This is a genomic window from Azonexus caeni (assembly GCF_048146105.1).
Lineage (GTDB): Bacteria > Pseudomonadota > Gammaproteobacteria > Burkholderiales > Rhodocyclaceae > Azonexus > Azonexus aromaticus_B.
This window is the reverse complement of sequence record NZ_JBKJAD010000001.1, coordinates 379,648-405,160: the sequence shown is the minus strand read 5'-3', so window position 1 is coordinate 405,160 and position 25,513 is coordinate 379,648. Positions and strand designations below refer to the sequence as shown.

General features: G+C 64.6%; 31 protein-coding genes and 1 riboswitch. Of the genes, 22 read left to right on the top strand and 9 right to left on the bottom strand.

The features are described 5' to 3' along the window. The first annotated feature begins 18 nt into the window (after positions 1-18). From ACLIIZ_RS01840 to ruvB, 5 genes are all read left to right on the top strand, one after another. Positions 19-876, top strand: a complete 858-nt coding sequence (locus tag ACLIIZ_RS01840; protein ID WP_416690497.1) for a DMT family transporter — start codon at positions 19-21, stop codon at positions 874-876. Positions 877-1,015: 139 nt separating this feature from the next. After that, the gene (ruvC, locus tag ACLIIZ_RS01835) at positions 1,016-1,549 is read left to right on the top strand and encodes a crossover junction endodeoxyribonuclease RuvC (RefSeq protein WP_416690496.1); all 534 of its coding nucleotides are present in this window, start codon (positions 1,016-1,018) and stop codon (positions 1,547-1,549) included. A 34-nt stretch (positions 1,550-1,583) separates the two neighbouring features. Next, positions 1,584-2,162 (top strand): Holliday junction branch migration protein RuvA, encoded by a 579-nt coding sequence (gene ruvA / locus ACLIIZ_RS01830; RefSeq protein ID WP_416690495.1) that lies wholly within the window; start codon positions 1,584-1,586, stop codon positions 2,160-2,162. After that, positions 2,162-3,217, top strand: coding sequence for an AI-2E family transporter (locus tag ACLIIZ_RS01825; protein WP_416690494.1), 1,056 nt, complete (start codon positions 2,162-2,164; stop codon positions 3,215-3,217). Before ruvA ends, ACLIIZ_RS01825 begins: the two co-directional genes overlap by 1 nt. Then, a complete protein-coding gene (gene ruvB / locus ACLIIZ_RS01820; RefSeq protein WP_416690493.1) occupies positions 3,214-4,272 on the top strand; it encodes a Holliday junction branch migration DNA helicase RuvB in 1,059 nt (352 codons plus the stop codon). Before ACLIIZ_RS01825 ends, ruvB begins: the two co-directional genes overlap by 4 nt. On the opposite strand, the gene ACLIIZ_RS01815 is transcribed toward ruvB, so the two are convergent. After that, entirely contained in the window at positions 4,273-5,733 is a 1,461-nt protein-coding gene (locus tag ACLIIZ_RS01815; RefSeq protein WP_416690492.1) for a sensor domain-containing diguanylate cyclase, read from the bottom strand. It abuts the gene before it with no gap. A gap of 124 nt (positions 5,734-5,857) precedes the next feature. Between ACLIIZ_RS01815 and ybgC the strand changes: the two genes are divergently transcribed. The 10 genes from ybgC (at position 5,858) to ACLIIZ_RS01765 (ending at position 13,586) form a co-directional block, all read left to right on the top strand. After that, entirely contained in the window at positions 5,858-6,280 is a 423-nt protein-coding gene (gene ybgC / locus ACLIIZ_RS01810; protein WP_416690491.1) for a tol-pal system-associated acyl-CoA thioesterase, read from the top strand. Next, positions 6,277-6,954: a protein TolQ gene (gene tolQ, locus ACLIIZ_RS01805; RefSeq protein ID WP_374325188.1), complete on the top strand. Its 678-nt coding sequence runs from the start codon at positions 6,277-6,279 to the stop codon at positions 6,952-6,954. The genes ybgC and tolQ overlap by 4 nt, the downstream gene beginning before the upstream one ends. Before the next feature lie 3 nt (positions 6,955-6,957). After that, a complete protein-coding gene (gene tolR / locus ACLIIZ_RS01800; protein WP_416690490.1) occupies positions 6,958-7,356 on the top strand; it encodes a protein TolR in 399 nt (132 codons plus the stop codon). 4 nt (positions 7,357-7,360) lie between these two features. Beyond that, positions 7,361-8,146 carry an energy transducer TonB gene (locus ACLIIZ_RS01795; protein WP_416690489.1) on the top strand — a complete coding sequence of 262 codons (786 nt, stop codon included), beginning with the start codon at positions 7,361-7,363 and terminating at the stop codon, positions 8,144-8,146. Between the two features lie 31 nt (positions 8,147-8,177). Continuing rightward, positions 8,178-9,449, top strand: coding sequence for a Tol-Pal system beta propeller repeat protein TolB (gene tolB / locus ACLIIZ_RS01790; protein WP_416690488.1), 1,272 nt, complete (start codon positions 8,178-8,180; stop codon positions 9,447-9,449). 19 nt (positions 9,450-9,468) lie between these two features. Next, positions 9,469-10,017 carry a peptidoglycan-associated lipoprotein Pal gene (gene pal / locus ACLIIZ_RS01785; protein ID WP_416690487.1) on the top strand — a complete coding sequence of 183 codons (549 nt, stop codon included), beginning with the start codon at positions 9,469-9,471 and terminating at the stop codon, positions 10,015-10,017. Positions 10,018-10,019: 2 nt separating this feature from the next. Then, positions 10,020-10,745, top strand: a complete 726-nt coding sequence (gene ybgF / locus ACLIIZ_RS01780; RefSeq protein ID WP_416690486.1) for a tol-pal system protein YbgF — start codon at positions 10,020-10,022, stop codon at positions 10,743-10,745. Continuing rightward, positions 10,746-11,384, top strand: a complete 639-nt coding sequence (gene queE, locus ACLIIZ_RS01775) for a 7-carboxy-7-deazaguanine synthase QueE (RefSeq protein ID WP_416690485.1) — start codon at positions 10,746-10,748, stop codon at positions 11,382-11,384. A gap of 15 nt (positions 11,385-11,399) precedes the next feature. Continuing rightward, positions 11,400-11,762, top strand: a complete 363-nt coding sequence (locus ACLIIZ_RS01770; protein ID WP_416690484.1) for a PilZ domain-containing protein — start codon at positions 11,400-11,402, stop codon at positions 11,760-11,762. Between the two features lie 102 nt (positions 11,763-11,864). Continuing rightward, a complete protein-coding gene (locus tag ACLIIZ_RS01765; protein ID WP_416690483.1) occupies positions 11,865-13,586 on the top strand; it encodes a putative bifunctional diguanylate cyclase/phosphodiesterase in 1,722 nt (573 codons plus the stop codon). On the opposite strand, the gene ACLIIZ_RS01760 is transcribed toward ACLIIZ_RS01765, so the two are convergent. The 5 genes from ACLIIZ_RS01760 to ACLIIZ_RS01740 are packed head-to-tail and all read right to left on the bottom strand — an operon-like array spanning position 13,587 to position 18,067. Then, positions 13,587-14,297 (bottom strand): ABC transporter ATP-binding protein, encoded by a 711-nt coding sequence (locus ACLIIZ_RS01760; protein ID WP_416690482.1) that lies wholly within the window; start codon positions 14,295-14,297, stop codon positions 13,587-13,589. Then, entirely contained in the window at positions 14,294-15,049 is a 756-nt protein-coding gene (locus ACLIIZ_RS01755) for an ABC transporter ATP-binding protein (RefSeq protein ID WP_416690481.1), read from the bottom strand. Before ACLIIZ_RS01755 ends, ACLIIZ_RS01760 begins: the two co-directional genes overlap by 4 nt. Continuing rightward, positions 15,042-15,989, bottom strand: coding sequence for a branched-chain amino acid ABC transporter permease (locus ACLIIZ_RS01750; protein WP_416690480.1), 948 nt, complete (start codon positions 15,987-15,989; stop codon positions 15,042-15,044). The genes ACLIIZ_RS01755 and ACLIIZ_RS01750 overlap by 8 nt, the downstream gene beginning before the upstream one ends. Beyond that, on the bottom strand, positions 15,990-16,904 hold the full coding sequence (locus ACLIIZ_RS01745; protein WP_416690479.1) for a branched-chain amino acid ABC transporter permease: 915 nt from the start codon (positions 16,902-16,904) through the stop codon (positions 15,990-15,992). It lies immediately after the preceding gene. Next, positions 16,901-18,067 (bottom strand): ABC transporter substrate-binding protein, encoded by a 1,167-nt coding sequence (locus ACLIIZ_RS01740; protein WP_416690478.1) that lies wholly within the window; start codon positions 18,065-18,067, stop codon positions 16,901-16,903. The genes ACLIIZ_RS01745 and ACLIIZ_RS01740 overlap by 4 nt, the downstream gene beginning before the upstream one ends. A 98-nt stretch (positions 18,068-18,165) precedes the next feature. Here ACLIIZ_RS01740 and queC point away from each other — a divergent pair, with 98 nt between their 5' ends. Both queC and ACLIIZ_RS01730 read left to right on the top strand, forming a co-directional pair. Then, positions 18,166-18,843, top strand: a complete 678-nt coding sequence (gene queC, locus ACLIIZ_RS01735) for a 7-cyano-7-deazaguanine synthase QueC (RefSeq protein ID WP_416690477.1) — start codon at positions 18,166-18,168, stop codon at positions 18,841-18,843. A 1-nt stretch (position 18,844) separates the two neighbouring features. Continuing rightward, entirely contained in the window at positions 18,845-19,945 is a 1,101-nt protein-coding gene (locus ACLIIZ_RS01730) for a YeeE/YedE family protein (RefSeq protein ID WP_416690476.1), read from the top strand. On the opposite strand, the gene ACLIIZ_RS01725 is transcribed toward ACLIIZ_RS01730, so the two are convergent. Then, complete coding sequence (locus ACLIIZ_RS01725; protein ID WP_416690475.1) at positions 19,942-20,187, bottom strand: hypothetical protein; 246 nt, start codon at positions 20,185-20,187, stop codon at positions 19,942-19,944. The genes ACLIIZ_RS01730 and ACLIIZ_RS01725 overlap by 4 nt on opposite strands. A 50-nt stretch (positions 20,188-20,237) precedes the next feature. On the opposite strand from ACLIIZ_RS01725, the gene ACLIIZ_RS01720 reads away from it, so the two are divergent. Genes ACLIIZ_RS01720 through ACLIIZ_RS01700 form a run of 5 tightly spaced genes read left to right on the top strand, consistent with a single transcriptional unit; the run spans position 20,238 to position 23,360 of the window. Then, the gene (locus ACLIIZ_RS01720; RefSeq protein WP_416690474.1) at positions 20,238-21,248 is read left to right on the top strand and encodes an MBL fold metallo-hydrolase; all 1,011 of its coding nucleotides are present in this window, start codon (positions 20,238-20,240) and stop codon (positions 21,246-21,248) included. A 13-nt stretch (positions 21,249-21,261) separates the two neighbouring features. Next, positions 21,262-21,627 (top strand): YajD family HNH nuclease, encoded by a 366-nt coding sequence (locus ACLIIZ_RS01715; RefSeq protein ID WP_416690473.1) that lies wholly within the window; start codon positions 21,262-21,264, stop codon positions 21,625-21,627. A 2-nt stretch (positions 21,628-21,629) separates the two neighbouring features. Then, positions 21,630-21,995: a hypothetical protein gene (locus tag ACLIIZ_RS01710; protein WP_416690472.1), complete on the top strand. Its 366-nt coding sequence runs from the start codon at positions 21,630-21,632 to the stop codon at positions 21,993-21,995. A gap of 13 nt (positions 21,996-22,008) precedes the next feature. After that, entirely contained in the window at positions 22,009-22,698 is a 690-nt protein-coding gene (locus ACLIIZ_RS01705) for an HD domain-containing protein (protein ID WP_416690471.1), read from the top strand. Then, positions 22,695-23,360, top strand: a complete 666-nt coding sequence (locus ACLIIZ_RS01700) for a DsbA family oxidoreductase (RefSeq protein ID WP_416690470.1) — start codon at positions 22,695-22,697, stop codon at positions 23,358-23,360. Before ACLIIZ_RS01705 ends, ACLIIZ_RS01700 begins: the two co-directional genes overlap by 4 nt. A gap of 608 nt (positions 23,361-23,968) precedes the next feature. On the opposite strand, the gene ACLIIZ_RS01695 is transcribed toward ACLIIZ_RS01700, so the two are convergent. Both ACLIIZ_RS01695 and ACLIIZ_RS01690 read right to left on the bottom strand, forming a co-directional pair. After that, the gene (locus ACLIIZ_RS01695) at positions 23,969-24,976 is read right to left on the bottom strand and encodes a hypothetical protein (RefSeq protein ID WP_416690469.1); all 1,008 of its coding nucleotides are present in this window, start codon (positions 24,974-24,976) and stop codon (positions 23,969-23,971) included. Beyond that, a complete protein-coding gene (locus tag ACLIIZ_RS01690) occupies positions 24,954-25,217 on the bottom strand; it encodes a hypothetical protein (protein WP_416690468.1) in 264 nt (87 codons plus the stop codon). Before ACLIIZ_RS01690 ends, ACLIIZ_RS01695 begins: the two co-directional genes overlap by 23 nt. A 30-nt stretch (positions 25,218-25,247) precedes the next feature. Beyond that, positions 25,248-25,454: riboswitch (cobalamin riboswitch) on the top strand. Positions 25,455-25,513: the final 59 nt, after the last annotated feature.

Sequence of the window (25,513 nt, the reverse complement as noted above, 5' to 3'; positions counted from 1 at the left end):
GCGGGGCGGGGCCGGGCAATGACCGCCGCAGCCTGGCCCCTGTTGTTCGTCTTCCTGTGGAGCACCGGTTTCATCGGTGCCAAGTTCGGCCTGCCGCATGCCGAACCGCTCTCTTTCCTGCTCACCCGCTACTGTCTGGTCGTCGCGCTGATGCTGCCGGTGGCACTGGCGACACGCGCGCCGTGGCCGCGCGATGCGCAACAGTGGCTGCACATCGCGGTCTCCGGCTTGCTGGTCCACGCGCTTTACCTGGGCGGCGTCTTCGTCGCCATCGGCCACGGCCTGCCGGCCGGGATCACCGCGCTGGTGGTCGGCATGCAGCCGCTGCTCACCGCCTGCAGCGCCGGCTGGCTGCTCGGCGAAAAGGTCAGCGGCCGCCAGTGGGGCGGCCTGGCGATGGGTTTTGTCGGTGTCGCCCTGGTCGTTTCCGGCAAGCTCGGCGACGGCGCGCTCGGACCGATGCTGCTGCCGGCGCTGGTCGCGCTGCTGGCGATCACCGCCGGCACGCTGTACCAGAAACGTTTCTGCGCCCGTTTCGACCTGCGTACCGGCGCGCTGATCCAGTTCGTGCCGAGCGCCATCGTCACCGGTATCGCCGTCGCACTGTTCGAGGATTACCGCATCGACTGGAGCGGCGAATTCCTGTTCGCGCTCGGCTGGCTGGTGCTGATCCTCTCGCTCGGCGCGATCAGCCTGCTCAACCTCTTGATCCGCAACGGCAGCGCGGTCAATGTCGCCAGCCTCTTCTACCTGACGCCACCGACGACGGCGCTGATCGCCTGGGCCGTGTTCGGCGAGACGCTGACGCCGGTCGCCGTGCTCGGCATGGCGGTGGCGGTCGGCGGGGTGTATCTGGTGGCAAGGCCGGCCAAATGAGCGGCGTACGTATCCTCGGCATCGACCCCGGCCTGCGCGTGACCGGTTTTAGCTTCGGCCGCGGGCTTCGCCCGCTTGACCGGCGACGCCGGTCAGCCTGCGCTGAAGCCGACCACGCGCAATGCGGAAAGCCGCTGCAATGAGTGCGCTCCGTATTCTTGGTATTGATCCCGGGCTGCGCGTGACCGGCTTTGGGGTCATCGAGAAGCATGGCAACCAGCTGGCCTATGTCGCCAGCGGCTGCATCAAGTCGAACGACAAGGAATCGCTGCCCGAGCGCATCGGTACGCTGTTCGCTGGCATCGGCGAGGTGATTGCCACTTACCGGCCGGATCAGTCGGCGATCGAGAAGGTGTTTGTGAACGTCAATCCGCAGTCCACGCTGCTGCTCGGCCAGGCGCGCGGGGCGGCGATGTCGGCGCTGGTTCATGGCGGGCTGCCGGTGGCCGAGTACACCGCGCTGCAGGTCAAGCAGGCGGTGGTCGGGCACGGCAAGGCGGCTAAGGAGCAGGTGCAGGCGATGATCGTCCGCCTGCTGAACCTGCCCGGCGCGCCGACGGCGGATGCTGCCGACGCGCTCGCCTGCGCGATCTGTCACGCGCACGGCGGCCAGGGTCTGGGGGCGCTGGCGACGGCGGGGTATCGCGTTCGCGGCGGACGACTGATAGGATGAGAACCTGTTTGGACATACAGTATCGGATTACCTCATGATCGGAAGACTCAGCGGCCTCGTCGTCGAAAAGAACCCGCCGCAGATCGTGCTCGACGTCAATGGCGTCGGCTACGAGCTCGACGTGCCGATGAGCACCTTCTACAACCTGCCGTCAGTCGGCGAGAAGGTGACGCTGCTCACCCACTTCGCGGTACGCGAGGACGGGCATTTCCTCTACGGTTTCCTCGGCGAGGCCGAGCGCTTCGCCTTCCGCCAGTTGCTCAAGGTTTCGGGGATTGGCGCGCGCACCGCGCTGTCGGTGCTCTCCGGCCTGTCGGTCAATGACCTGGCAGCGGCCGTGGCGCAGCAGGAGCTCGGCCGCCTGGTGAAGATTCCCGGGATCGGCAAGAAGACCGCCGAACGCCTGCTGCTCGAACTGAAGGGCAAACTGGCGCAGGCTGACGGCGTGACGCTCAATGTCGCGGCCGACGACGCCCGCGCCGACATTTCCAATGCGCTGCTGGCGCTCGGCTACAACGAGAAGGAAGCCGCCGCCGCAATGAAGCAGTTGCCGGCCGACGTCGGGACCTCCGACGGCATCCGCCAGGCGCTCAAACTCTTGTCCAAAGGCTGATGCTGCTCGACGACGAACCCAAACGGCTGGCGCAGATTGCGCTGGTGGTGCTGATCATCGTCGGCTGTGTCGCCGTGCTGCTGCCCTTCGTCGGCGCGCTGCTGTTCGCGCTGGTGATCTGGGTGTGCACCTGGGAAAGCTACCGCGACCGCCTGCTGCCTCGACTGCGCGGGCGCGACACGCTGGGCGCCGCGCTGATGGTCGTGCTGCTGGTGCTGATCCTGCTGGTACCGACGATCTTCCTGGCCGGCGCGCTGGCCAGCGGCGCCGATCACCTGATCGACCTGGTCAAGCCCTATGTCGAGCAGGGACTGCCGACCGAACCGCCGACCTGGTTTGCCGAGGTGCCGCTGTTCGGCCAGCGGATGATCGACTTCTGGCACGAAGTGGCAAGCAGCCGCGAGGCGCTCAACACCCTGCTCGCGCAGGGCGTGGCGCCAGCCCGCCAATTCCTGATCGCGGCCGGCGGCGTCGTCGCCAACGGTCTGCTGCAACTGGCGTTGGTCCTGTTCGTCGTCTTCTTCCTCTATCGCGACGGCGAGGTGGTTGCCGCCGCGCTCTACGGCGGCGCTCGCAAGCTCGGCGGCGAACTCGGCGAAGGCCTGGTCGACAAGGCGCGCGGCACCGTGTTCGGGGTCATGCTCGGCATCGTCGGCACTGCCGCCGCGCAGAGCTCGGTGGCGATGCTCGGCTTCTTCATTGCCGGCGCGCCGGCGCCGGTGCTGCTCGGCTTCGCCACTTTCTTCCTGTCGATGATCCCGGTCGGCCCGCCGCTGATCTGGGGCGGCGCCGCGCTCTGGCTCTACGGCGACGGCCAGACCGGCTGGGCGATCTTCATGGCGCTCTACGGGCTGCTCATCATCAGCAGCATCGACAACGTCGTCAAACCCGTCCTGATGGCACGCGGCGCCGGCCTCTCCGTGCTCATCGTCGCCCTCGGCGTGTTCGGCGGCGTGCTGGTGTTCGGCTTCATCGGCATCTTCCTCGGCCCGGTGTTGCTGGCGCTGGGCCAACTGCTCCTGACGCGCTGGTTGCGCGAGGAAACGACATCATGATCGAAACCGACAAGCTGGCGCCGCTGGAGCGGATCATCGCGCCGACCGCCAAATCCGCCCAGGAAGAGGCGCTCGAACGCGCCTTGCGGCCCAAGCGTCTGGCCGACTACACCGGCCAGCAGAAAATCCGCGAGCAATTGGAAATCTTCATCCAGGCGGCGAAGAAGCGCGGCGAATCGCTCGACCACGTGCTGCTGTTCGGCCCGCCCGGCCTGGGCAAGACGACGCTGGCGCACATCGTCGCCGCCGAAATGGGCGTGAACCTGCGCCAGACTTCCGGCCCGGTGCTCGAACGCGCCGGCGACCTGGCCGCCATCCTGACCAATCTCGAACCGCACGACGTGCTGTTCATCGACGAAATCCACCGTTTGAGCCCGGTCGTCGAGGAAATCCTCTACCCGGCGCTGGAAGATTTCCAGATCGACATCATGATCGGCGAAGGCCCGGCGGCGCGCTCGGTCAAGCTCGACCTGCCGCCGTTCACGCTGGTCGGCGCAACCACCCGCGCCGGCATGCTGACCAACCCGCTGCGCGACCGCTTCGGCATCGTCGCCCGCCTCGAGTTCTACAACGCCGAGGAACTGAAAAGCATCGTCAGCCGCTCGGCGACGCTGTTGAACGCGCCGATCGACCCCGACGGCGCGCTGGAAATCGCCAAGCGCTCGCGCGGCACGCCGCGCATCGCCAACCGCCTGTTGCGCCGGGTGCGCGACTACGCCGAAGTCAAGGCCGACGGCAAGATCAGCCGCGGGATCGCCGACCTGGCGCTGCACATGCTCGACGTGGACCCGGCCGGCCTCGACTTGATGGACCGCAAGTTGCTGTCGGCGGTGATCGACAAGTTCGGCGGCGGCCCGGTCGGCGTCGACAACCTGGCGGCGGCGATTGGCGAGGCGCGCGACACGATCGAGGATGTCCTCGAACCCTACCTGATCCAACAGGGTTACCTGCAGCGCACGCTGCGCGGGCGCATCGCGACGCCGGCGATCTACCGCCACCTCGGCCTGCAGGAACCGGCCGGCGCGGCAGTGCGCGATCTGCTTTCGGACAGTTGATCAGGCGCTGGCGGCGGCCATCGCCACGCCGTTGCGGCCGCCCTGCTTGACCACATAGAGCGCGTTGTCGGCGCGGCCGATCGCCTGGTCCGGGGTTTCCTCGCCGTCGAACTCGCTGACCCCGATGCTGATCGTCACCCGCAATTCCTGCCATTCGGCGCAGGGAATCGACTCGGCAACCGCCTGACGCAGTTTCTCGGCAACGCTGTGCGCCTCTTCGGCGGTGCAACCGGCAAGGACCAGCAGGAATTCCTCGCCCCCCCAGCGCACCGCGAAATCGGCCTCGCGCAACTGGGCGCGCAGCGCGGCGGCGACCTGGACCAGGACGCGATCGCCGACGCGATGCCCGTAGCCGTCGTTGACCGCCTTGAAGTGGTCGATGTCGGCGATGAGGAAACTGATCGGTCGCGGGTTGCGCCGGTAGCTGGCGATCAGCTTGTCGATCAGGATGCCGAAGGCGTGCCGATTGAGGAGCCCGGTCAGCTTGTCGGTCGACGCCATCTTCTCGATCCGCGACTGGTAATGGCCAAGCGTGATGTAACAGAGCCAGGTGACGATCAGCGTCACCAGCAGGCTGATCACCAGGTTGATGTAGAGCGTCTGGCGGACGCCGGCGAGCGCGACGTCCTCGTTCTGCTCGACGAACAGGTACCACTGCAGTTCGGGCAGGTAATTGACGTTGAGGATGTGGTTGTCGCCCTCATCGACGAACTGGTACATGCCGCCGCCCTGCTTGAGGATGGCGTCGAGCTGCACCGCCAGCCCCGGCCGCTGGCGCAGGTTGGATACCGGCGCCTGGTCGCCCTGGAGGACGACGCGACCGCTGGCGTCGGTGAAGTAGATGGTGCGCTTGAAGCGCGCCTGGTACTCGCGGATCAGCCGGCGCACCGAATCGACGGTGAGGCCGATGCCGGTGGCGCCGATGTAGCGGTTGTCGAAATCGAACACCCGGTAGTTGATGAAGATGGTCAGCGCGTCGCGGTTGGCCAGGTCGGGATCGACGTTGATCTCGTAATCGTCGCTCATCTTGCGCACCCGGTAATACCAGACGTCGCGCGGCTCGCTCGGCGACACCTGTTTGAGGATGCCATCGCCGGTGTAGTAATTGGTGCTCTTCTCGGAGACGAAGAAGCTGCTGAAGGCCTTGTGCCTGATCTTGACCTCCTGCAGGTAGCGGGCCATCGCCCGCACGTCGCGTTCGCCACCGAGCACCCAGTCGCGCAGGAAGGTGTCGTGCGCCATGGTCGACGAGATCAGGACCGGCCGCACCAGGTCCTTCTGGATTTCCGAATAGATGTTGCTCGCCGTCAGCGGCAGATCCTGGCCGATGATCGCGCTACGGATCGCCTCGCGCGAGACGAAGTAGCCGAACAGCGTCGTGGCGAAGAAGCCGACGCTGAGCAGCAGGCCAAGCAGCAGGATCAGGCTGCGGCGATCGATGAGACGGAGTTTTCCGGGCATGGTGGGCATTATGCGCAAGGGAGCGGCAGAAGACCAGCTTCCCCGGTGACAGTTCAAAATGGCGATATTTTCGTGGAAACAAGCCGTTACAATAGGATGTTCCAGCACAAGATAAAATCGCCGGATGTCAGCCCACGCCCACCAGCCCTCGTTTTCCATCCCGGTCCGCGTTTACTACGAGGATACGGATGCCGGCGGCGTCGTCTATTACGCCAACTACCTGCGTTTCTTCGAGCGCTGCCGCACCGAATGGATGCGTAGCGCCGGCTTCGGCCAGGCCCAGCTCGCCGATGAAGCCGGCATCGGCTTCGTCGCCCGCAAGGCCAGTTGCGAATACCTGAGGCCGGCGCGGCTCGATGATCTGATCGAGGTTGGCCTGAGCGTCGAGAAACTCACCCGCGTCCGCGTCGTCTTCCGCCAGTCGGTACGCCGCGGCGACGAGGAACTGGTCACCGGCGAGGTTGAAATCGCCTGCGTCAACATGGCGACGATGACCCCCGCCCCGATTCCCGATTTCCTGCATTCCCGGCTCGAACAACTCAAATGAACGTCACCCAGGACCTTTCCATCCTCCATCTGATCCTCGAGGCTTCGGCCGTCGTCCAGATCGTCATGGCACTGCTCGCCGGCGTCTCCTTCATGTCCTGGTACTACATCGCGATGAAGTGGTTCGCGGTACGCCAGGCGCGCGCCAAGACCGAGGACTTCGAGCGCGACTTCTGGTCCGGCGGCGATCTCAGCAACCTCTACCAGAGCGCGGTCGAAGGCCGCCACCAGACCGGCTCGATGGAGCGCATCTTCGAGGCCGGCTTCCGTGAATTCACCAAACTGCGCGGCCAGAAACACCTCGACTCGAAGGACGTGGTCGATGGTTCGCGGCGCGCCATGCGCGCCACCTACCAGCGCGAGATGGACGCCCTCGAAGCGCACCTCGCCTTCCTCGCCTCGGTCGGCTCGGTATCGCCCTACATCGGCCTGTTCGGTACCGTCTGGGGGATCATGCACGCCTTCCGCGGCCTCTCCAACGTCGGCCAGGCGACGCTCGCCTCGGTCGCCCCCGGCATTGCCGAAGCCCTGGTGGCGACGGCGATCGGCCTGTTCGCGGCGATCCCTGCGGTGCTCGCCTACAACCGCTTCTCGCACGACATCGACCGCCTTGCGGTGCGCTACGAGTCGTTCATGGAAGAGTTCTCCAACATCCTGCAGCGGCAGATGCGTTAAGCCATGCGCCAGCGCCGACTCAAGAACGAAATCAACGTCGTCCCCTACATCGACGTGATGCTGGTGCTGCTCGTCATCTTCATGGTGGCGACGCCGATGATGACGACCGGTTCGGTCGAACTGCCGAGCGCCGGCACGGCGCCGCAGAAGCCCGACAAGTACCTCAAGGTGCAGGTCGACAAGGACGGCGCCCTGGTGCTGTTCGACCTCGACGGCAAGGAACGCCCGCTGGCCGACATGCGCGCACTGCGCGACCAGCTCACCGCTCGCCAGGAAGCCCGCGAGACGGCGGTGCTGGTTGCCGGCGACGGCGAGGCGCCGTACAAGGAAGTGATCCGCGTGCTGGACGAGGTCAAGAAGGCCGGCTTCTCCCGCGTCGCGCTGGAAACCGCGGTCAAGTAAGGCGATGCGTCCGGAAACTCCCGTCGAACCAGGCAAGAAGAAGGCACTGACCTTCACGCTGCTGGTCCATCTGGCACTGGTCGGCGCCCTTTTCCTCGGCGTGCAGTGGAAGCGCAGCGAGCCGGAGGCGATGCAGGTCGAACTGTGGTCGCCGACACCGCAGAAGGCGACGCGCGTCGCCCCGCCGGAACCGGCACCGGAGCCGAAGCCCGAACCCAAGCCGGAGCCAAAGCCGGAACCGAAGCCCGAGCCGCCGAAAAAGCTGGAAACGCCGAAGCCGCCAGCCATCATCGTCAAGGAAGAAAAGAAGAAGCCGGAACCGAAAAAGCCGGAGCCCAAGCCCGAACCGCCCAAACCGGAGCCGAAACCCGAACCCAAGCCGGTACCGAAGCCGAAGAACGACCCGTTCAAGGAAATGCTCGAACGCGAAAACCACCAGCGCCAGGCTGTCGCCGAGCAGGACCGCCTGGCCGAACTGGCCAACCAGGCGCAGAAGGCGGCCGCCAATCGGCGCGGCCTGGAAAGCTACGCGGCGAAGATCCGCGCCAAGGTGCGCGGCAACATCGTGCTGCCGCCCAACCTGCCCGGCAATCCGGAAGCGCTGTTCGAGGTCAACCAGCTACCCGGCGGCGACGTTCTGTCGATCCGCCTGAAACGATCAAGCGGCGTGCCGGCGCTCGACGAAGCCATCGAACGGGCGATCCGCAAATCCTCGCCGCTGCCGAAACCCGACGACCCCAGCCAATTCCAGCGCACGCTCGAAATCAAATACAAGCCATTTGAAGAGTAAAATCGCGCACAATTCAGAGAAACCGCCACCAATGTCCAGAATTTCCCGCCGTATCTTCCTGATTTTCAGCCTGCTCGGCGCTGGCCTGGCCCAGGCCCAGCTCTCGATCGAGATCACCGGCGCCGGCGCCAACCGGATTCCCGTCACCATCGCCGAATTTGCCGGCGACGCCAGCCTGTCGCGCGACATCACCGAGATCGTCCGCGCCGACCTCGAACGCAGCGGCCTGTTCCGCATGGTGCCGCCGAACGCCGGCGTGATGGACGAGAATGCGCCGGTCGATTACGCCGCCTGGAAAGCGCGCGGCAGCGACGCGCTGGCCGCCGGCAGCGTGCTGCGCGCGGCCGACGGTCGCATCGAGGCGCGTTTCCGTCTCTACGACACGCAGAAGGGCGAGCCGCTGGGCGGCGCCGTCTATGTCACCGGCAAGGCGCAGATGCGCATGGCCGGCCACCGCATCGCCGATTTCATCTACGAGAAGCTGACCGGCGAACGCGGCGTCTTCTCGACGCGCATCGCCTACGTCGTCAAATCGCGCGGCCAGTACCTGCTGCAGGTCGCCGACGCCGACGGCCAGGGCGCAGCCACCGCGCTGACCTCGGCCGAACCGATCATCTCGCCGGTCTGGTCGCCGGACGGCAGCCGCCTCGCCTATGTCTCCTTCGAAAAGAAGAAGCCGATGATCTACGTGCATTCGCTGGCATCCGGCCAGCGTCGCATCGTCGCCAACTTCAAGGGCTCCAACTCGGCCCCGGCCTGGTCGCCGGACGGTCGCAAGCTGGCGGTTGTCCTCTCCAAGGACGGCAATTCCCAGTTGTACTCGGTCAACGCCGACGGCAGCGGCCTGCAGCGCCTGAGCCAGTCTTCCGGCATCGACACCGAGCCGCGCTATGCGGCGGACGGATCGAGCATCTATTTCACCTCGGATCGCGGCGGCAGTCCGCAGATCTACCGGGTTGACGCCAACGGGGGCTCCGCCCAGCGCGTCACTTTCGAAGGCAGCTACAACGTTTCGCCCCGTCCCTCGCCGGACGGCCGCACGCTGGCCTTCATCTCCCGGCGCGAGGGACGTTTCCAGCTGGCGGTCATGGACCTCGCCAGCCGCCAGGTACAAGTGCTCACCGATTCGACCAAGGACGAATCGCCGAGCTTTGCCCCGAACGGCCGGATGATCCTGATCGCCACGGAAACCGGCGGGCGCGGCGTACTCTCCGCCGTCTCCGCCGACGGTCGCATAAAACAACGCCTCACCATTGCCGCTGGCGACGTCCGCGAGCCGGCATGGGGCCCATTCCTGAAATAGAACCTCGTCGGAGAAAATCATGAAAAAACTATTGTCACTTTCCCTGCTGCTCGCCCTGATCGCCGGTTGCAGCACCACCCCCGCCCCTGATGAAAACGCTGGCGCCCCGGTCGAAAGCCGCACCGGCAGCCAGCAGCCCGACGTCACCCCGGTGATCGCCGAAGGCCTCGACGCCAGCGGCCTGCCGCGCGTCCTGACCGACCCGAAGAGCCAGCTCTCGCAACGCAGCATCTACTTCGATCTCGACAAGTACGAAGTGAAGAGCGAATACCAGGCGCTGGTCGCCGCCCATGCCAAGTTCCTGGTCGCCAACCGCGACTTCAAGGTGCTGCTGCAAGGCAACACCGACGAACGCGGCAGCCGCGAGTACAACCTGTCGCTCGGCCAGAAGCGTTCCGACGCCGTCAAGCGCGCCCTGGTCCTGCTCGGCGCCCGCGAAGACCAGGTCGAATCGGTCAGCCTCGGCGAGGAAAAGCCGCGCAATCCGGGTCATGACGAAACCGCCTTCGCCGAAAACCGTCGCGCCGACATCCTCTATCGCGCCCCTGACGGCCGCGGCGAGTTCTGATCATGCGCCGCCTGCCGCTGCTGATGCTGGTCGGGCTCCTGGGCAGCCAGCCTGCCTGGGCACTGTTTGACGACAACGAGGCCCGGCGCCAGATCGCCGACCTGAAGATCGCCAGCGAGGCGCGCTTCGACCAGCAGGCCCGGGCCCAGCTCGAACTGGCGGCACAGATCCAGCGCCAGGCGGAAGAAATCGCCCGCCTGCGCGGCCAGGTCGAAACCCTGAGCTACGAACTGGAACAGGCCAAGCAGCGGCAGCAGGACTTCTATCTCGACCTCGACAGCCGGCTGCGCCGCTTCGAGGCCGCGCCGACGGCCGGCAGCGATGCCGGCCCGCAGGCGACGGTGGCCGGCGATCAAGGCGCGGAAACCCGCAGCTACGACGCCGCCCTCGACCTCTTCAAGGCGGCGAAATACGCGGAAGCGGCCGCCGCCTTCGCCAGCTTCGTGCAGCAATACCCGACCGCCACGCTGGCGCCCAACGCGCAGTACTGGCTGGGCAATGCCTGGTCGGCGCAACATAACTGCACCAAGGCAATCGAAGCCCAGAGCCAGGTCATCACCCGCTACCCGGATAGCGACAAGGCGCCGGACGCGCTGCTGGCCATTTCCACCTGCCAGCAGGAACTCGGCAACCGCAAGGGCGCCGCGCAATCGCTGGAAACCCTGCTCCAGAAATACCCGTCCTCGCCCGCCGCCGCCAAGGCCAGGGAACGCCAGAAGAAGAACTAAGTGGCATTGCGCATCACCGAAATCTTTTATTCGCTGCAAGGCGAAGCGTCGCGCGTCGGCCTGCCGACCGTCTTCGTCCGCCTCACCGGCTGCCCGCTGCGCTGCACCTGGTGCGACACCACCTACAGCTTCAGCGGCGGCGAAATGATGGAAATCGCCGACATCCTGGCCGTCGTCGCCGCTCACCCGGCGCATCAGGTTTGCGTCACCGGCGGCGAGCCGCTGGCGCAGAAGGAATGCCTGCCGCTTCTGACGGCGCTGTGCGACGCCGGCTACGACGTCTCGCTGGAGACTTCCGGCGCCTTCGACATCGCCCCGGTCGACCCACGGGTTTCCTGCATCATGGACCTCAAGGCCCCCGATTCCGGCGAAGCGGCGAAGAACCTGTGGGCCAACCTGGCCCACCTGAAGCCGCGCGACGAGATCAAGATCGTCATCGCCTCGCGCGAGGACTACGAATGGGCGCGCGAAGTCGTCCACGCGCACGGCCTGGACGCGCGCTGCCCGGTCCTCCTTTCGCCGGCGCAAGGCAGCGTCGAGCCGGCGGCACTGGCCGGCTGGATCCTTGAAGACGGCCTGCCGGTGCGCTTTCAGTTGCAGTTGCACAAGCTGCTTTGGGGTAACATTCAGGGCAAATAGCCCCGGGAGACAAACATGGCCGAGAATCGCAGGCAATTCACCCGCATCGTGTTTTCCGGACCGGCCCGCCTGTTCCTGGCTGACGGCGAACATCCGGTCGACGTCCTTGATCTCTCCCTGAAAGGCGCCCTGATCCGTCCCTGCGCCGAGATGTACACCCGCATCGGCGGCCAGGGTGTGCTGCATCTTCGCCTCGACGGCGGCGAAACCGACATCCGCATGGCGGTCACCGTCGTCCACCACCAGGGCGACACCTATGGCCTGGCCTGCCACGAAATCGACCTCGACAGCGTTACCCACCTGCGCCGCCTGGTCGAACTCAATCTTGGCGACGAAACCGTCCTGGAGCGCGAAATCGGCCTGCTGTCCCGGGCTTGATGAGAAGCGTTCTTGCTGGCCAGACCTTACTTAAGGCATACTCCGTTTATACCTAAAAAAAGATGGAAATTGCCTTTAGAACCGCAGGCATGAGGGAGTGTCATGTCGAATTTCGAGTTTCCGGAGGCCTCCGCTGACGATTCGGTCGCGCCGGGAAGTCAGCACGCCATCCTCAACCAGATTGGTGCTGCCGTCATGCTCACCGATCCCGCCGAACGCATTCTCTGGATCAACGAAGCGTTCAGCCGCCTGACCGGCTACCAGACGGAGGAAATCATCGGCCGAACGCCGAAGATCCTCGCTTCCGGACGCCAGTCGCCGATCTTCTATTCGCGCATGTGGCAGGCACTCGATAGTGCCGGACACTGGGAAGGCGAAATCTGGAACCGCCGCAAGAACGGCGAAATCTATCCGGAATGGCTGATCATCAGGCGCTGCAACGACGCGACCGGCGGAATCACCGGCTACGTGGCGACTTTCTCCGACATCAGCAAGCTGAAACATGCCGAATCGGAAGTCCAGCATCTCGCCTTCTATGATCCGCTGACCGCGCTGCCCAACCGACGCCTGCTGCGTGACCGTCTCGCCCAGGCTTGCGCGGCAGGCAAGCGCAGCAACGGACACGGCGCCTTGCTGATCATCGACATCGACAACTTCAAGATTCTCAACGACACCCTCGGTCACGACATCGGCGACCACCTGCTGATCGAGATCGCCTGCCGCCTGCGGCAATCGATCCGGCAATGCGACACCGCGGCGCGTCAGGGTGGCGACGAATTCGCGGTGATGCTCGAGGACCTCGATCCGCACCCGCAATCGGCAGCGGTCAGCGCCGAAACGATCGCCGAGAAAATCCGCGAGGTACTGTCGCATCCGGTACCGCTGACCGAGGGGCATGAGCATTACTGCACGGCGAGCATCGGCGTCACCCTGTTCCGCGGCGGCGAAAAGTCGGTCGACACCCTGCTCAAGCAGGCCGATATCGCCTTGTACAAGGCCAAGGAAGCCGGCCGCAACGCGACCCGCTTCTTCGACCAGGCGATGCAGACAACGCTCGACCACCGCGCCGGTCTCGAAGCCGGCCTGCGCCACGCGCTGGCGCGCGAGGAATTCGTCCTCTACGCCCAGCCGCAAGTGAATGCCGAAGGTGCCCTGATCGGCGCCGAACTGCTGCTGCGCTGGCAGCCGCCGGGACAGGCGCTGGTGCTGCCCAACGATTTCATTCCGCTCGCCGAGGAGAGCGGGCTGATCGTGCCGATCGGCCTCTGGGTGCTGCACAGCGCCTGCGCCACGCTGCGCCGCTGGGCCGCCGATCCGCGCCGCGCCGGCCTGGCGCTGGCGGTCAACGTCAGCGCCCGACAATTCCGCCAGCCGGATTTCGTCGAGCAGGTGGCCAGCGCGCTGAGCTACTTTTCCATTGCGCCGCAACGCCTGAAACTCGAACTCACCGAAAGCCTGCTGCTCGACAAGGTCGACGAAGTGGTGGCCAAGATGCGGGCACTGCACGCGCTCGGCGTGTGTTTCTCGCTCGACGACTTCGGCACCGGCTACGCCTCGCTCGCCTACCTGAAGCGCTTCCCCTTCGAGCAATTGAAGATCGACCGCTCCTTCATCCGCGACATCGCCAGCGATCCCGACGACGCGGCAATCGTCCGCGCCATCGTTGCCATGGGCGACGCGCTGCGCCTCGACGTCGTCGCCGAAGGGGTCGAAAACGACGCCCAGTACGCCTACCTGACCGAGCACGGTTGCCGCGCCTTCCAGGGTTACCTGTTCGGCCGGCCGGTACCGCTGGCGGAATTCGAGACCCGTCTCGAAAGCTGATCAGAGCCCGAGGTAACGGTGCCAGATCGCGTGATCGGCATCGAGCTCGGCCGAACTGCCCGCCCAGACGACGCGACCGCGTTCGACGATGGTGTGGCGGTCGGCCAGGGCGATCAGCTTTTCCACGTACTTGTCGACCACCAGCACGCTCTGTCCCGCGCCGCGCAGGCGGTCGAGGCAGGCCCAGATCTCGTCGCGAATCAGCGGCGCCAGGCCCTCGGTCGCCTCGTCGAGGACGAGCAGGCGCGGGTTGGTGACGAGCGCCCGGCCGATCGCCAGCATCTGCTGTTCGCCACCGGAGAGCTGGTTGCCGAGGTTTTTGCGACGTTCGGCGAGGCGCGGGAAGAGTTCGTAGACGCGGGCCGGCGTCCACGGCCCGGCGACGCCGCGCCGGTTGGCCTGGAAGGCAAGCAGATGCTCGTCGACCGTCAGGTTGGGAAAACACTGCCGACCTTCCGGCACCAGCGCGATGCCGGCACGGCCGATGCGGTCCGGCCGCCAGCCGTCGATCCGCTCGCCGGCGAAACGGATGCTGCCGGCACGCACCGGCTGCAGGCCGCACAGGGCGCGCAGCGTCGTCGTCTTGCCCATGCCGTTGCGGCCGAGCAAGGTCGCCGCCTCGCCCTCGGCTATGGTCAGGTCGATGCCGAACAGCACCTGGCTCGGGCCGTAGGCGACTTCCAGGCCGACGATCTCGAGCAGCGCGCTCACAGGTGGTCTCCCAGGTAGGCGCGGCGCACGCCGGCATCGTTGCGCACCTCGTCCGGCGTGCCGGTGCAGATCAGCTCGCCGCCCTCCAGCACCGAGATGCGGTCGGCGAGGCGGAAGACGGCGTCCATGTCGTGTTCGACCAGCAGGATGGTGACATGGCGGGCGAGGTGCTCGATCAGCTCGACCATGCGCGCCGATTCCTCGGGACCGGTGCCGGCCATCGGCTCGTCGAGGAGCAGCAGTTGCGGTTGGGTCGCCAGCGCCATCGCCAGCTCCAGCGCCCGCTGCTCGCCGTGCGAGAGATTGCCGGCGAGCGTCGCCGCCTTTGCGGCGAGGCCGACCTGGGCGAGGAACTCCCGGGCTTCGTCGAACAGCCGGGCCTCGCGCCGGACCGGCCGCCAGAAGCGGAAGCTGCTGCCGGCGTCGGGCCGCCCCTGGACCGCCAGCGCGACGTTGTCGAGGGCGGCGAGACCGAGGAAAACGTTGGTGATCTGGTAGGAACGCGCCATTCCGGCGCGCACCCGCTCGTGCATCGACAGCCGGGTGACGTCGCGGCCGGCGAAGCGGATCTGGCCGGCGTCGGGCAGCAGCGCCCCCGACAGGTGATGGATGAAGGTCGTCTTGCCGGCGCCGTTGGGGCCGATCAGCGCATGCACCTCGCCGGCGGCGACCGCGAAATCGACCGCCTTCAGCGCCTCGACCGCGGCAAAGCGACGCGTCAGCCCGGCAACTTCGAGCAGATTGTCAGTCACGCGACCTCCCGAACAGCGCGGCGACGCCCTTCGGCGCGAACAGCACGATGCCGAGCAGGAGCAGGCCGAGAACGATGTGCCAGTGCGCGAACCAGCTCAGCAGCAGCTCCTCCAGACCGAGCAGGACAATGGCGCCGACGACGCCGCCGTAGAGGTAGCCGACGCCGCCAATGATCACCATCACCAGCAGCGTGCCCGACTGCGTCCATTGCAGCAGGCTGGGGCTGGCCAGCCCGCTCTGGTTGGCGAGCAGCGCCCCGGCCAGGCCGGCGCAGGCGCCGCCCAGCGCAAAGCAGACCAGGCGGTAGCGGAAGACAGGGTAGCCGAGCGCCTCCATGCGCGTCTCGTTCTCGCGGATCGCCTGCACGGTGCGCCCGAAACGGGCCTCGGCCAGGCGCCCGAAAAGGAACATGGCGAGCGCCAGCGCGCCGAGCGCGGTGTAGTAGAGCGCCGCGTCGCTGGCCAGACTGAAGCTGCCGAGCTGCAGGCGCTCATAGATCGGCAGGCCGTCATCGCCGCCCCAGGCGCTGGCGGAGACGAACAGGTAATAGACCATCTGGGCGAAGGCCAGCGTGATCATGATGAAGTAGACGCCACGCGTGCGCAGGCTGATCGCCCCGACCAGCAGCGCGAACAGCCCGGCCACCGCCATCGCCAGCGGCAGCACCAGCAGCCCTTGCTGGATGCCGGCCTGGTGGCAGATCGCCGCGACGTAGGCGCCGATACCGAGGAAGGCGGCGTGACCGAGCGACACCATGCCGCCGAAGCCGAGCACCAGGTTGAGGCTGCTGGCGGCCAGCGCGAAGATCAGCATGCGCGTCGCCAGGCCGAGGTAGTAACTCTGCTCGAAGGCGTCGAGCAATGGGGGCAGGGCGCCCAGCGCCAGCAGGGCGACGAGGGCGGCAACGGGCTGCCAGGGAGCGGAACGGTGGAAAGCCATCTAGGCGCGCGCCGGGAACAGGCCTTGCGGCCGGAAGAAGAGGATGCCGGCCATCAGCAGGTAGATCAGGATCGACGCCAGCGCCGGCCCCAGCGTGGACGCCGCGTCGGCCGGCAGGACGGCGCTAAGCAAGGTCGGCAGCAGCGCCCGGCCCAGGGTATCGACGGCGCCGACGATCAGTGCGCCGACCAGGGCGCCGCGGATCGAGCCGATGCCACCGATGATGATGACGACGAAGGCGAGGATCAGCACGCTCTCGCCCATGCCGACCTGGACCGCCAGCAGCGGCCCGAGCAGGCCGCCGGCGAGCGCGCAGAGGGCGGCGCCGAAGACGAAGACGGCGGTGAACAGCGCCCGCACGTTGATGCCGAGGGCTTCGGTGATCTCCCGGTTGGCGGCGCCGGCGCGCACCCACATGCCGACCCGGCTCTTTGCCACCAGCAGGTAGAGCAGGGCGGCGACCGCCAGGCCGCAGCCGATGATCAGCAGCCGGTAGGCCGGATAGAAGAAACCGCCGATCTCGACCGGCCCGGCCAGCGCTTCCGGCGGGTTGAGCATGAGCGGCGCCGGCCCCCAGATCAGGCGCACCGCCTCGTTGGCGATCAGGATCAAGGCAAAGGTCGCCAGCACCTGCGACAGGTGGTCGCGCCGGTAGAGCTGGCGAAACAGCGTCAGTTCGAGTAACAGGCCGAGCCCGGCGGTGCCGGCGACACCGGCGCCCAGGCCGAGCCAGAACGAATCGGCGGCCTGCGCCGCGGCGGCGACGAAGTAGGCGCCAACCATGTACAGCGAGCCATGCGCCAGGTTGATGCAGTCCATGATGCCGAAGACGAGCGTCAGCCCGGCGGCCAGCAGGAACAACATGAGGCCGAACTGCAGGCCGTTGAGGGCCTGCTCGAGAACCAGTTGGGTCACTTCATCTTGCACTGAGCCACGTAGGCGTCAGCATGATTGGTGAAGATGGTGCCCATCGTCTTGTTGGTGACGCGACCCTGGGCGTCCTTGCCGATCACGCGCAGGTAGTAGTTCTGCACCGGGTAATGGTTGCTGTTGAACTTGAAGTCGCCGCGCACCGACTTGAAGCGCTTGGCCTCCAGCGCCTTCTGCAGCGCCTTCTTGTCGGCGACGTTGCCCTTCACGTCGCGCACCGCGGCGTCCATCATCAGCGCCGCGTCGTAACCCTGAGAGGCGTAAAGCGACGGCAGGCGACCGTATTCCTTCTCGAAGGCGGCAACGAAGCGCTTGTTCTCGGCGTTGTCCATGTCGTGCGCCCAGTGCGACGAGTTGAACATGCCCATCATCGGCGCGCCGACCGCCTTGATCACGTCCTCGTCGGCCGAGAAGCCGGGCGCGAAGAGCTGGGTATCGCGCGACAGGCCGGCGGCGACGAACTGCTTGACGAAGTTGATGCCCATGCCGCCCGGCAGGAAGAAGAACAGCGCATCCGGCTTGCCGGCGCGGACCTTGGCCAGTTCGGCGGCGTAATCGAGCTGGCCGAGCTTGGTGTAGATCTCCTCGCTGACCTGGCCCTTGTAGTAGCGCTTGAAGCCGGACACCGCGTCCTTGCCGCCCGGGTAGTTGGGGGTGACGATGACGACATTCTTGAAGCCCTTGTCCTGCACGTACTTGCCAACCGCCTCGTGCAGGTTGTCGTTCTGCCAGGCGACGTTGAAGAAGAAGGGGTTGCACTGCTCGCCCGCGTACTGCGACGGACCGGCATTGGCCGAGATGTAGAAGGTCTGGTTCTGGAAAACGGCCGGCCCGACGGCCAGCATCAGGTTGGAGAAGACGATGCCGGTCATGAAATCGACCTTGTCCTTCTTCAGCAGCTTGTCGGTCGCCTGCTTGGCGACATCCGGGTTCTGCTGGTCGTCGGCGACCAGGACTTCGGCCGGCAGGCCGCCGAGCTTGCCGTTCAGTTGTTTCATCGCCAGCTGGAAACCGTCGCGGATGTCGACGCCGAGACCGGCCCCGGGACCGGACAGGGTGGAAACGAATCCGACCTTGATCTGGTCGGCGGCGTGGGCGGCGCCGGCCAGCAGCAAAGCGGCGGCGAGGGCGGTCAGGCGGATCGGCATCTGGTTCTCCGGAGCAGTGGGGCGAGCGGCAAATTGTAGCGCAGGAACAAGCAGATACCGTCCCGGTCGACCGGCAAATTCGGGTATATTCGCGCCCCATGAACGAAAAAGCCGTAGTCCTTCTGTCCGGCGGCCTGGACTCCGCCACCTGCCTCGCCATCGCCCGCAGCCGGGGTTTCGACTGCTACTGCCTGTCCTTCGATTACGGGCAGCGGCACAGCGCCGAACTGCAGGCCGCCGACCGCGTGGTCAAGGCGCTCGGCGCCGCCGAACACCGGGTGATCAATTTCGGCCTCGCCCAGTTTGGCGGTTCGGCGCTCACCGACACCTCGATCGCCGTGCCGACCGGCGGCGTGCAACCGGGCATTCCGGTCACCTACGTGCCGGCGCGCAACACCATCATGCTCTCGCTGGCCCTGGCCTGGGCCGAAGTGCTGGGCAGCCGCGACATCTTCGTCGGCGTCAACGCGGTCGACTACTCCGGCTACCCGGACTGCCGCCCGGAATACATCGCCGCCTTCGAGACCATGGCCAACCTGGCGACCCGGGCCGGCGTCGAAGGGCAGAAACTGCACATCCACGCGCCGCTGATCGACCTTTCCAAAGCCGAAATCATCCGCACCGGCCATGCGCTGGGCGTCGACTACGGGCTCACCGTTTCCTGCTACCAGGCCGATGAACTCGGCCGCGCCTGCGGTGTCTGTGATTCCTGCCGGCTGCGCGCCGAGGGCTTCGCCGCCGCCGGCCTTCCCGATCCCACGCCTTACCGGACCTGACATGGACGTCGACGTTTCCCCGAACACCGTACTCTGGCTGACTTTCGCCATCGCCTTCGTCTTCGGGGCGATCGGCCAGAAAACCCATTTCTGCACCATGGGCGCGGTTTCCGACATCCTCAACATGAATGACTGGAGCCGCATGCGCATGTGGCTGCTCGCCATTGCCGTCGCCATTCTCGGCGCCGGCGTGCTTGACGCCGGCGGCCTGATCGACCTCGACAAGTCGATCTACCGGACTACCAGCCTGACTTGGCTGTCCTATCTGGTCGGCGGCTTCAGCTTCGGCGTCGGCATGGTGCTGGCGTCCGGCTGCGGCTCGAAGACGCTGATCCGCATCGGCGGCGGCAACCTGAAATCGCTGGTTGTCTTCCTCGTCCTCGGCCTCTTCGCCTACATGACGATGCGCGGCGTGTTCGGCGTCTTCCGCGTCAAGTTCCTCGACCCGGTCGCCGTGGCCATGCCGGAAGGGCAGGACATTCCGTCGCTGCTCGGCGGCCTCGGCCTCGACGAAACGAGCGCCGCGACCCTGGCCGTCCTCGCCATCGGCGGCGGCCTGCTCGCCTTCTGCCTGCTGCGCCGCGACTTCTGGACACTGGACAACCTGCTCGGCGGTCTCGGCACCGGCCTGCTCGTCGTCGGCGCCTGGTATGTCAGCGGCCACCTCGGCTATCTCCCGGAACACCCGGACACGCTGGAAGAAGCTTTCCTCGCCACCAACAGCGGGCGCATGGAATCGCTGACCTTCGTCGCGCCGGTCGCCTACACGCTTGAGCTGTTCATGCTGTGGTCGGACAGCAGCCGCGTCCTGACCGTCGCCATCGTTTCCGTCTTCGGCGTCATCGCCGGCTCGGCGGCTTGGTCGCTGGCTACCCGCAGCTTCCGCTGGGAAGGTTTCGCCAGCGTCGAGGACACCGCCAGCCACCTGATCGGCGCCGCGCTGATGGGCTTCGGCGGCGTCACCGCCTTTGGCTGCACGATCGGCCAGGGCATCACCGGCGTGTCCACGCTGGCGCTCGGCTCCTTCATCACGCTGGCAGCGATCATCGCCGGCTCGGTGCTGGCGATCAAGGTCCAGTACTGGCGGCTGATGCGCGACTAACCCGGCCCGCCGTCGCCTTCCTTCAGTTTTTCGATGACCAGCGGGAAGGCGCCGGAGCCGATCAGCGCCACGGCGGAAACGATGAAGGCGAGGCCGGCCATCGGGTCGTCGAGCACCGGGTGCAGCAGGGCGCCGAAGCCGGCGACGCTGAGCAGGCCGACCAGCGCGCAGAGCGCGCCGAGCGCCGTGAGAAGCAGGAAGGAAATCGGGAAACGTCGCATGCGGCAAGTGTAGACGAGCACCGGCTTCGGCGCGAAGATAGGCGGACATTTTAATAATTCAGGAGACACTGATGAACCGCCGCCATTTTCTTCGTTCCTGCGCCGCCCTGTCTGCTTTCGGCGTCGCCGAATTCACCCCCTGGCATGCCGTCGGCGCCTTTGCCCAGGACCTCGACAACTTCGTGCGCGGCCCGGCGGTCAAGGATCACCCGCTGCGCCAGTTGTCGAAACACGTCTGGATGATCTTCTCGCCCGACGGTTTCCCGACCCCGGAAAACCAGGGGATGATGTGCAACCTGACCTTCATCGACACGCCCAAGGGCCTGGTCGCCGTCGATACCGGCGCCTCGGTGCAGATCGGCGAAATGGCCATCCGCCAGCTGAAGAAGACGCTGAAGAAGCCGGTCGTCGCGATCATCAACACCCACTATCACGGCGACCATTTCCTCGGTAACCAGGCCTTCGTCGAAGCCTACGGCGAGATGCCGATCCACGCCCACGCCGGCACCATCGAGCAGATCAAGGGCATGGAAGGCAACACCTGGCGCCGCCTGATGGAGCAATGGACCAACCAGGCGACGATGGGCACCAAGGTCGTGCCGCCGAGCGTTGCGGTCGACCACGGCCAGGAACTCAAATTCGGCGACGTCGTGCTGCGCCTGCACCATTACGGCAAGGCGCACACGCCGTCCGACATCTGCGTCGAAGTCGTCGGCGACGGCCTGACCTGCGTCGGCGACGTGGCGATGAACGGGCGCATCGCCAACATGGACGACGGCTCCTACGTCGGCACGCTGAAAGCCTACGCCGCGCTGGAAAAGAACACCAAAACGAAAATCTGGCTGCCCGGCCACGGCGAAGCCGGCGCCGGCGTGCTGCAGTGGAACCGCGAACTGTTCGCCGGCATCTACGAAAGCTGCGTCAAGGCGGTCGAAGCCGGCCAGCCGATGGAAGAAGCCAAGACCCTGGTCCTGCGCGACCCGCGCGTCGCCAGCCGGGCCAAGGAAACCAAGGGCTTCGACAACAACATCGGCAAGTATGTCAGTCTCGCCTACCTGGAAGCCGAAGCGGCTGCCTTCTGAACTGGAAAGACGCATGAAAGAGATCAACCACCAACGCCTCGATAAAGTCGTCGCCGACGCCCGCAAGGCCGCCGACGAGCGCGCAAAGGGCTACCGCGAGCGGGCGCTGAAGCTTTACCCGTGGATCTGCGGCCGCTGCGCCCGCGAATTCACGCACGCCAACCTGCGCGAACTGACCGTGCATCACCGCGACCACAACCACGACAACAACCCGGCCGACGGCAGCAACTGGGAACTCCTTTGCCTGTACTGCCACGACAACGAACACCAGAAGCAGATCGAGGCCGACCGCGGCTATACCGACAGCCGCAACAACGCGTCGGTGGCCACCCATTCGCCGTTTGCCGCGCTGAAATCGCTGCTCGACAAAGACAAGTAGCAATGCAGCGCCCGCAACGCCCCAGCCCGGCAGCCACCGACCGGGGAGCCCGCATCGCCCTGCTGTTCGCGCTGGTCGCCCAGCGCCTCGACAGTTACTACGAACACGGCCAGGAGCTCACCCCGGCCCAGGGGGCCGCCCTCGCCGCCGACTGGCTCGCCCGCAGCCGGCGCAGCCTGACGCAGGAAGAGCGGCTCCATCTCTCCCGCCTCAGCGACGACATGGCGCGCGCCATGCGCAGCACGCTCTCCCGCGAAGCCGGCCTGTTCACCGCCCACGAAATGATGCAGGCGCTCGACCCCAACTACCACTCCGAGCTCGCTCGAACGCTGATGGTCGAGTGCGAGCTCCTGCTCGATGCCGAATGACACACCACCACCGATGACTGCCCCTGCGCCAAACCCCTCCGCACCGCCGAACCCGCTGCCGAGCGACCTGATCGCCCGCGTCGCCGCCCACATCCAGGCCAGATTCAGCCGCGAAGGCTCCGGCCACGACTGGCACCACATCGACCGCGTCCGCCGGCTGGCCCGGCGGATCGCCACCGCCGAAGGCGCCAACGCGGAGATCGCCGAACTGGCGGCGCTCGTCCATGACATCGCCGACTGGAAATTCCACGGCGGCGACGACGCCATCGGCCCGCGCGAAGCCGAGCGCCTGCTGACGGAAGAGGGCGCACCAGCGGAGGTCATCGCGGCGGTGGTGGAAATCGTCCGCAGCATCTCGTTCAAGGGCGCCGGCGTGCACACCGCGATGCGCACGCTGGAAGGCCGGTGCGTGCAGGACGCCGACCGCCTGGACGCCATCGGCGCCATCGGCATCGCCCGCTGTTTTGCCTACGGCGGCCACGCCGGCCGGCCGCTCTACGACCCCGCCGTGCCGCCGGTGATGCACGCCAGCGCCGAGGCATACAAGGCCGCCAAGGGGCACAGCCTGAACCACTTCTACGAAAAACTCTTCCTCCTCAAGGAGCGCATGAACACCGCCAGCGGCCGCAAATTGGCTGAGGAGCGGCACCAATTCATGGAAAGCTTTGTCTCACGCTTTCTCGAAGAATGGGGAAGCGCATGAGCCACCACCAACCACTGATCATCGAAGTCGTCTCCGACGTCGTCTGCCCCTGGTGCTTCATCGGCCAGCGCCGGCTGGCGCAAGCCATCGACCTCGTCCGCGCCGAAGTGCCCGACTTCCGCCACGAAATCCGCTGGCGCCCCTTCTTCCTCAACCCGGACACGCCACCGGCAGGCGAACCCTACCTGCCCTTCCTCGTGCAGAAATTCGGCAGCCGGGCGCAAGTCGAAGGCATCTGGCAGCGCATCCGCGAAATCGGCGCGCCGCTCGGTATCGACTACCGCTTCGAGAAAATCGAGGTGCGCGCCAACACGCTGGCGGCACACCGCCTGATCCACTGGGCGCAACAACGCGGCGACGCCGCCGGGCTGGTCGAAGGACTATTCAAGGCCCAGTTCGAGCAGGGCAAAAACGTTGGCGCCCCAGAAGTCCTCGCCCAGGTCGCCGCAGCCTGCGGCCACGACCCGGCCACCGTACTTGCCTATCTAGACACCGACGAGGACGCCGCCACCGTCCAGCAAATGGAACGCGAATCCCGAAGCTGGGGCGTCAGCTCCGTACCGACCTTCATCTTCGCCCGCCAGTCTGGCATTCAGGGGGCGGAGGAACCCCGCGTGCTGGCGGATGGGATTCGGCAGGCGTGGGCTGAAGTGGTGGGGTGAGGCGATGTCTGGAGGGAGAAATGACCCACCAAGTTAGAGATTTTCTGGCTGGTGAATACGGTCTCCCAAGTAGTAGAGCCCAAGACAACTGACTGTTAGCATCTGAAAAAACACGATCATATAAATCGCGACACCAGAAAAACTGAGCAATGTTTTTATCCAGTAATCAATATTTAGCTGTGACAAAACGGGTGCGGCTTGTATGTAAGTTATACCGAGCAATGTTATGACGATACTCTGAGCCGTAAGAAATGAAAACATTGCGCTTAAAAAGCGTCGCCTGGTTAGCGTTACCAAACTTCTCATCCCTCGGTTAATAACGGGTAGCATTAAAGGAGGGTCCGGAATTTTTTTGTCTAGGTCCGCTCTGTTGAATGTCGCTACCGCGGCTAGTGCGGCTATAAAGAATCCGGGCAAATTTTGAACAAAGGCGGTTATAGAGGCCACTACGCCATTTTGGTAATAAAAATTCAGCTTTCCTTTTGTTATAAAAAATATACACATAAATGCCGTTGTAATGATTGCTGGCACCACCCAATCAAAGAACCATTTTTTTTGCCCATGTATGCTTAAATATGCCCAAGGTCGCAAAAGTTGGTGAACTAGCATTATCGAGCCCAATACGCCAAAAGATTACAGAATTGATCGTCAAGTTTTTCGCAGGAGGATGGCAAAGGGTTAGGCAAGTTAAATGTATTACGTTTTATGTATTTTTCTGTAAGAACGCTGTTTGTTTCGCAGTCAAATTTTGCGGAAGAGCGCTGCCCCTCTAAACCAGTCCAAGTAAACTTGGCAACAGAATATTTTTTCAATGCTCCTGTGCTACAGACTGTCTTAACAACATCAAAGACTTTACCATTTAGCCCTTTCCCTGTCGGGGTAAGAAGCAACTTGGTTTTTTTGGGAACGGTGAATTCGTTTTGATCAAACCCCTTAACCGCTGACTCCTCTTTTGATAATTCAATCTCGCCCAATATACCTTTCTTTAAGTCACGCAAGAGATCATCTGACGGAACTCCGTTTAGATTTGTAGTTGCGAAAACATTAACTGTTTTGTATTTTCCATCATTTATTTCCCCTGAAGGGTCGTTCCGACTGTAACGATTCGAAATCGAGATGAATTTAAAAAGGTGACGGATATACGAATTGATGAAATACAATCCCACGTGAGGAATAGACTCGACGGCTGCCAAATATTGATTTCCATTTTTTTCTCTAGGCATGATGGAAATTGCGATATGGCATGAATGTTCACTTCCCTCGCCGTTATTCTTTTCGATAATTCTACGTGGCACCGCAGGTTCATTAGCAAGAGGGTCGGAAAGAACTTCGTCTGGGCGGCGCTGGTCGGAAATAGCCAAAAGCAAGAACAGATAGACCTTCCCCGAAACGGTTTGAATTTTTGCATCGAGAAGGTATGTCGCGACTTTTCCTTTTTTGTATGTACGTACGAGAGGGCGTTTTGCATTTAATTGAAAATCGACGCAGTCGTTTGCAAGTAACTCCATTGTTGGCGGTGTAAAAGGAAAGGTCGCTAGCTCTTTTGAGCGCGAGCGAGCTCGTACGTTTACAACCAATTCCATCATTGATGCGTCACGCTCGTCTCTTGAATACATGCATAACCTCGTTTGTATTGATGATCAGAACAAATGTTGTAGGTTTTTCAGCTTTGACGCAACATGAATACATCATTCGTTCGTTTTTTGACATCACTTTGCATTGCTCTGCTGGGATCAATCTCCTCACTTCGCTCCGGCCTAGGCTTTTCTCAATCATAGAGACCATCTCTACTTCAATCGCCACCGAGCCCGCCCCCGCTTCCCCGAAACAGGCTGGCAGACCGGCGTTTCCCGGCATGCGGTTTCCTTCTGCAGGATGCCGGTGTTAGAATCGCCTCCGCTTTTAGGTACCCGTTTCGCATTGCGGATCGGGTTTAAACGGGAAGCCGGTGCGTCACCTCGTGTGGCAATTCCGGCGCAGCCCCCGCTGCTGTAGGCCTGACGACCCTGTTTTTGCCACTGTGTGTTCGCACACGGGAAGGTGCAGGGAAGGATGACGGCGAGCCAGAAGACCGACCTTTGAGCCAGGTAGTGCCATTCTCCGGGGTGATGGGAGCGGTTCTGAGACAGATGCGCGCGTGCTGGGCACGCCCT

What these genes read in the sequence shown, in the direction of transcription:
- ACLIIZ_RS01730 (WP_416690476.1), top strand. Translation starts at nt 18,845, where the DNA reads ATGGACGTCGACGTTTCCCCGAACACCGTACTCTGGCTGACTTTCGCC.
- tolR (WP_416690490.1), top strand. Translation starts at nt 6,958, where the DNA reads ATGCGCCAGCGCCGACTCAAGAACGAAATCAACGTCGTCCCCTACATC.
- ruvC (WP_416690496.1), top strand. Translation starts at nt 1,016, where the DNA reads ATGAGTGCGCTCCGTATTCTTGGTATTGATCCCGGGCTGCGCGTGACC.
- ruvA (WP_416690495.1), top strand. Translation starts at nt 1,584, where the DNA reads ATGATCGGAAGACTCAGCGGCCTCGTCGTCGAAAAGAACCCGCCGCAG.
- ACLIIZ_RS01695 (WP_416690469.1), bottom strand. Translation starts at nt 24,976, where the DNA reads ATGTATTCAAGAGACGAGCGTGACGCATCAATGATGGAATTGGTTGTA.
- ACLIIZ_RS01700 (WP_416690470.1), top strand. Translation starts at nt 22,695, where the DNA reads ATGAGCCACCACCAACCACTGATCATCGAAGTCGTCTCCGACGTCGTC.
- ACLIIZ_RS01715 (WP_416690473.1), top strand. Translation starts at nt 21,262, where the DNA reads ATGAAAGAGATCAACCACCAACGCCTCGATAAAGTCGTCGCCGACGCC.
- ybgF (WP_416690486.1), top strand. Translation starts at nt 10,020, where the DNA reads ATGCGCCGCCTGCCGCTGCTGATGCTGGTCGGGCTCCTGGGCAGCCAG.
- tolQ (WP_374325188.1), top strand. Translation starts at nt 6,277, where the DNA reads ATGAACGTCACCCAGGACCTTTCCATCCTCCATCTGATCCTCGAGGCT.
- ACLIIZ_RS01710 (WP_416690472.1), top strand. Translation starts at nt 21,630, where the DNA reads ATGCAGCGCCCGCAACGCCCCAGCCCGGCAGCCACCGACCGGGGAGCC.
- ACLIIZ_RS01720 (WP_416690474.1), top strand. Translation starts at nt 20,238, where the DNA reads ATGAACCGCCGCCATTTTCTTCGTTCCTGCGCCGCCCTGTCTGCTTTC.
- ACLIIZ_RS01795 (WP_416690489.1), top strand. Translation starts at nt 7,361, where the DNA reads ATGCGTCCGGAAACTCCCGTCGAACCAGGCAAGAAGAAGGCACTGACC.
- ACLIIZ_RS01705 (WP_416690471.1), top strand. Translation starts at nt 22,009, where the DNA reads ATGACTGCCCCTGCGCCAAACCCCTCCGCACCGCCGAACCCGCTGCCG.
- ACLIIZ_RS01740 (WP_416690478.1), bottom strand. Translation starts at nt 18,067, where the DNA reads ATGCCGATCCGCCTGACCGCCCTCGCCGCCGCTTTGCTGCTGGCCGGC.
- ACLIIZ_RS01750 (WP_416690480.1), bottom strand. Translation starts at nt 15,989, where the DNA reads ATGGCTTTCCACCGTTCCGCTCCCTGGCAGCCCGTTGCCGCCCTCGTC.
- ACLIIZ_RS01765 (WP_416690483.1), top strand. Translation starts at nt 11,865, where the DNA reads ATGTCGAATTTCGAGTTTCCGGAGGCCTCCGCTGACGATTCGGTCGCG.
- ACLIIZ_RS01825 (WP_416690494.1), top strand. Translation starts at nt 2,162, where the DNA reads ATGCTGCTCGACGACGAACCCAAACGGCTGGCGCAGATTGCGCTGGTG.
- ACLIIZ_RS01770 (WP_416690484.1), top strand. Translation starts at nt 11,400, where the DNA reads ATGGCCGAGAATCGCAGGCAATTCACCCGCATCGTGTTTTCCGGACCG.
- tolB (WP_416690488.1), top strand. Translation starts at nt 8,178, where the DNA reads ATGTCCAGAATTTCCCGCCGTATCTTCCTGATTTTCAGCCTGCTCGGC.
- ybgC (WP_416690491.1), top strand. Translation starts at nt 5,858, where the DNA reads ATGTCAGCCCACGCCCACCAGCCCTCGTTTTCCATCCCGGTCCGCGTT.
- ACLIIZ_RS01840 (WP_416690497.1), top strand. Translation starts at nt 19, where the DNA reads ATGACCGCCGCAGCCTGGCCCCTGTTGTTCGTCTTCCTGTGGAGCACC.
- pal (WP_416690487.1), top strand. Translation starts at nt 9,469, where the DNA reads ATGAAAAAACTATTGTCACTTTCCCTGCTGCTCGCCCTGATCGCCGGT.
- ACLIIZ_RS01690 (WP_416690468.1), bottom strand. Translation starts at nt 25,217, where the DNA reads ATGCCGGGAAACGCCGGTCTGCCAGCCTGTTTCGGGGAAGCGGGGGCG.
- ruvB (WP_416690493.1), top strand. Translation starts at nt 3,214, where the DNA reads ATGATCGAAACCGACAAGCTGGCGCCGCTGGAGCGGATCATCGCGCCG.
- queC (WP_416690477.1), top strand. Translation starts at nt 18,166, where the DNA reads ATGAACGAAAAAGCCGTAGTCCTTCTGTCCGGCGGCCTGGACTCCGCC.
- ACLIIZ_RS01815 (WP_416690492.1), bottom strand. Translation starts at nt 5,733, where the DNA reads ATGCCCGGAAAACTCCGTCTCATCGATCGCCGCAGCCTGATCCTGCTG.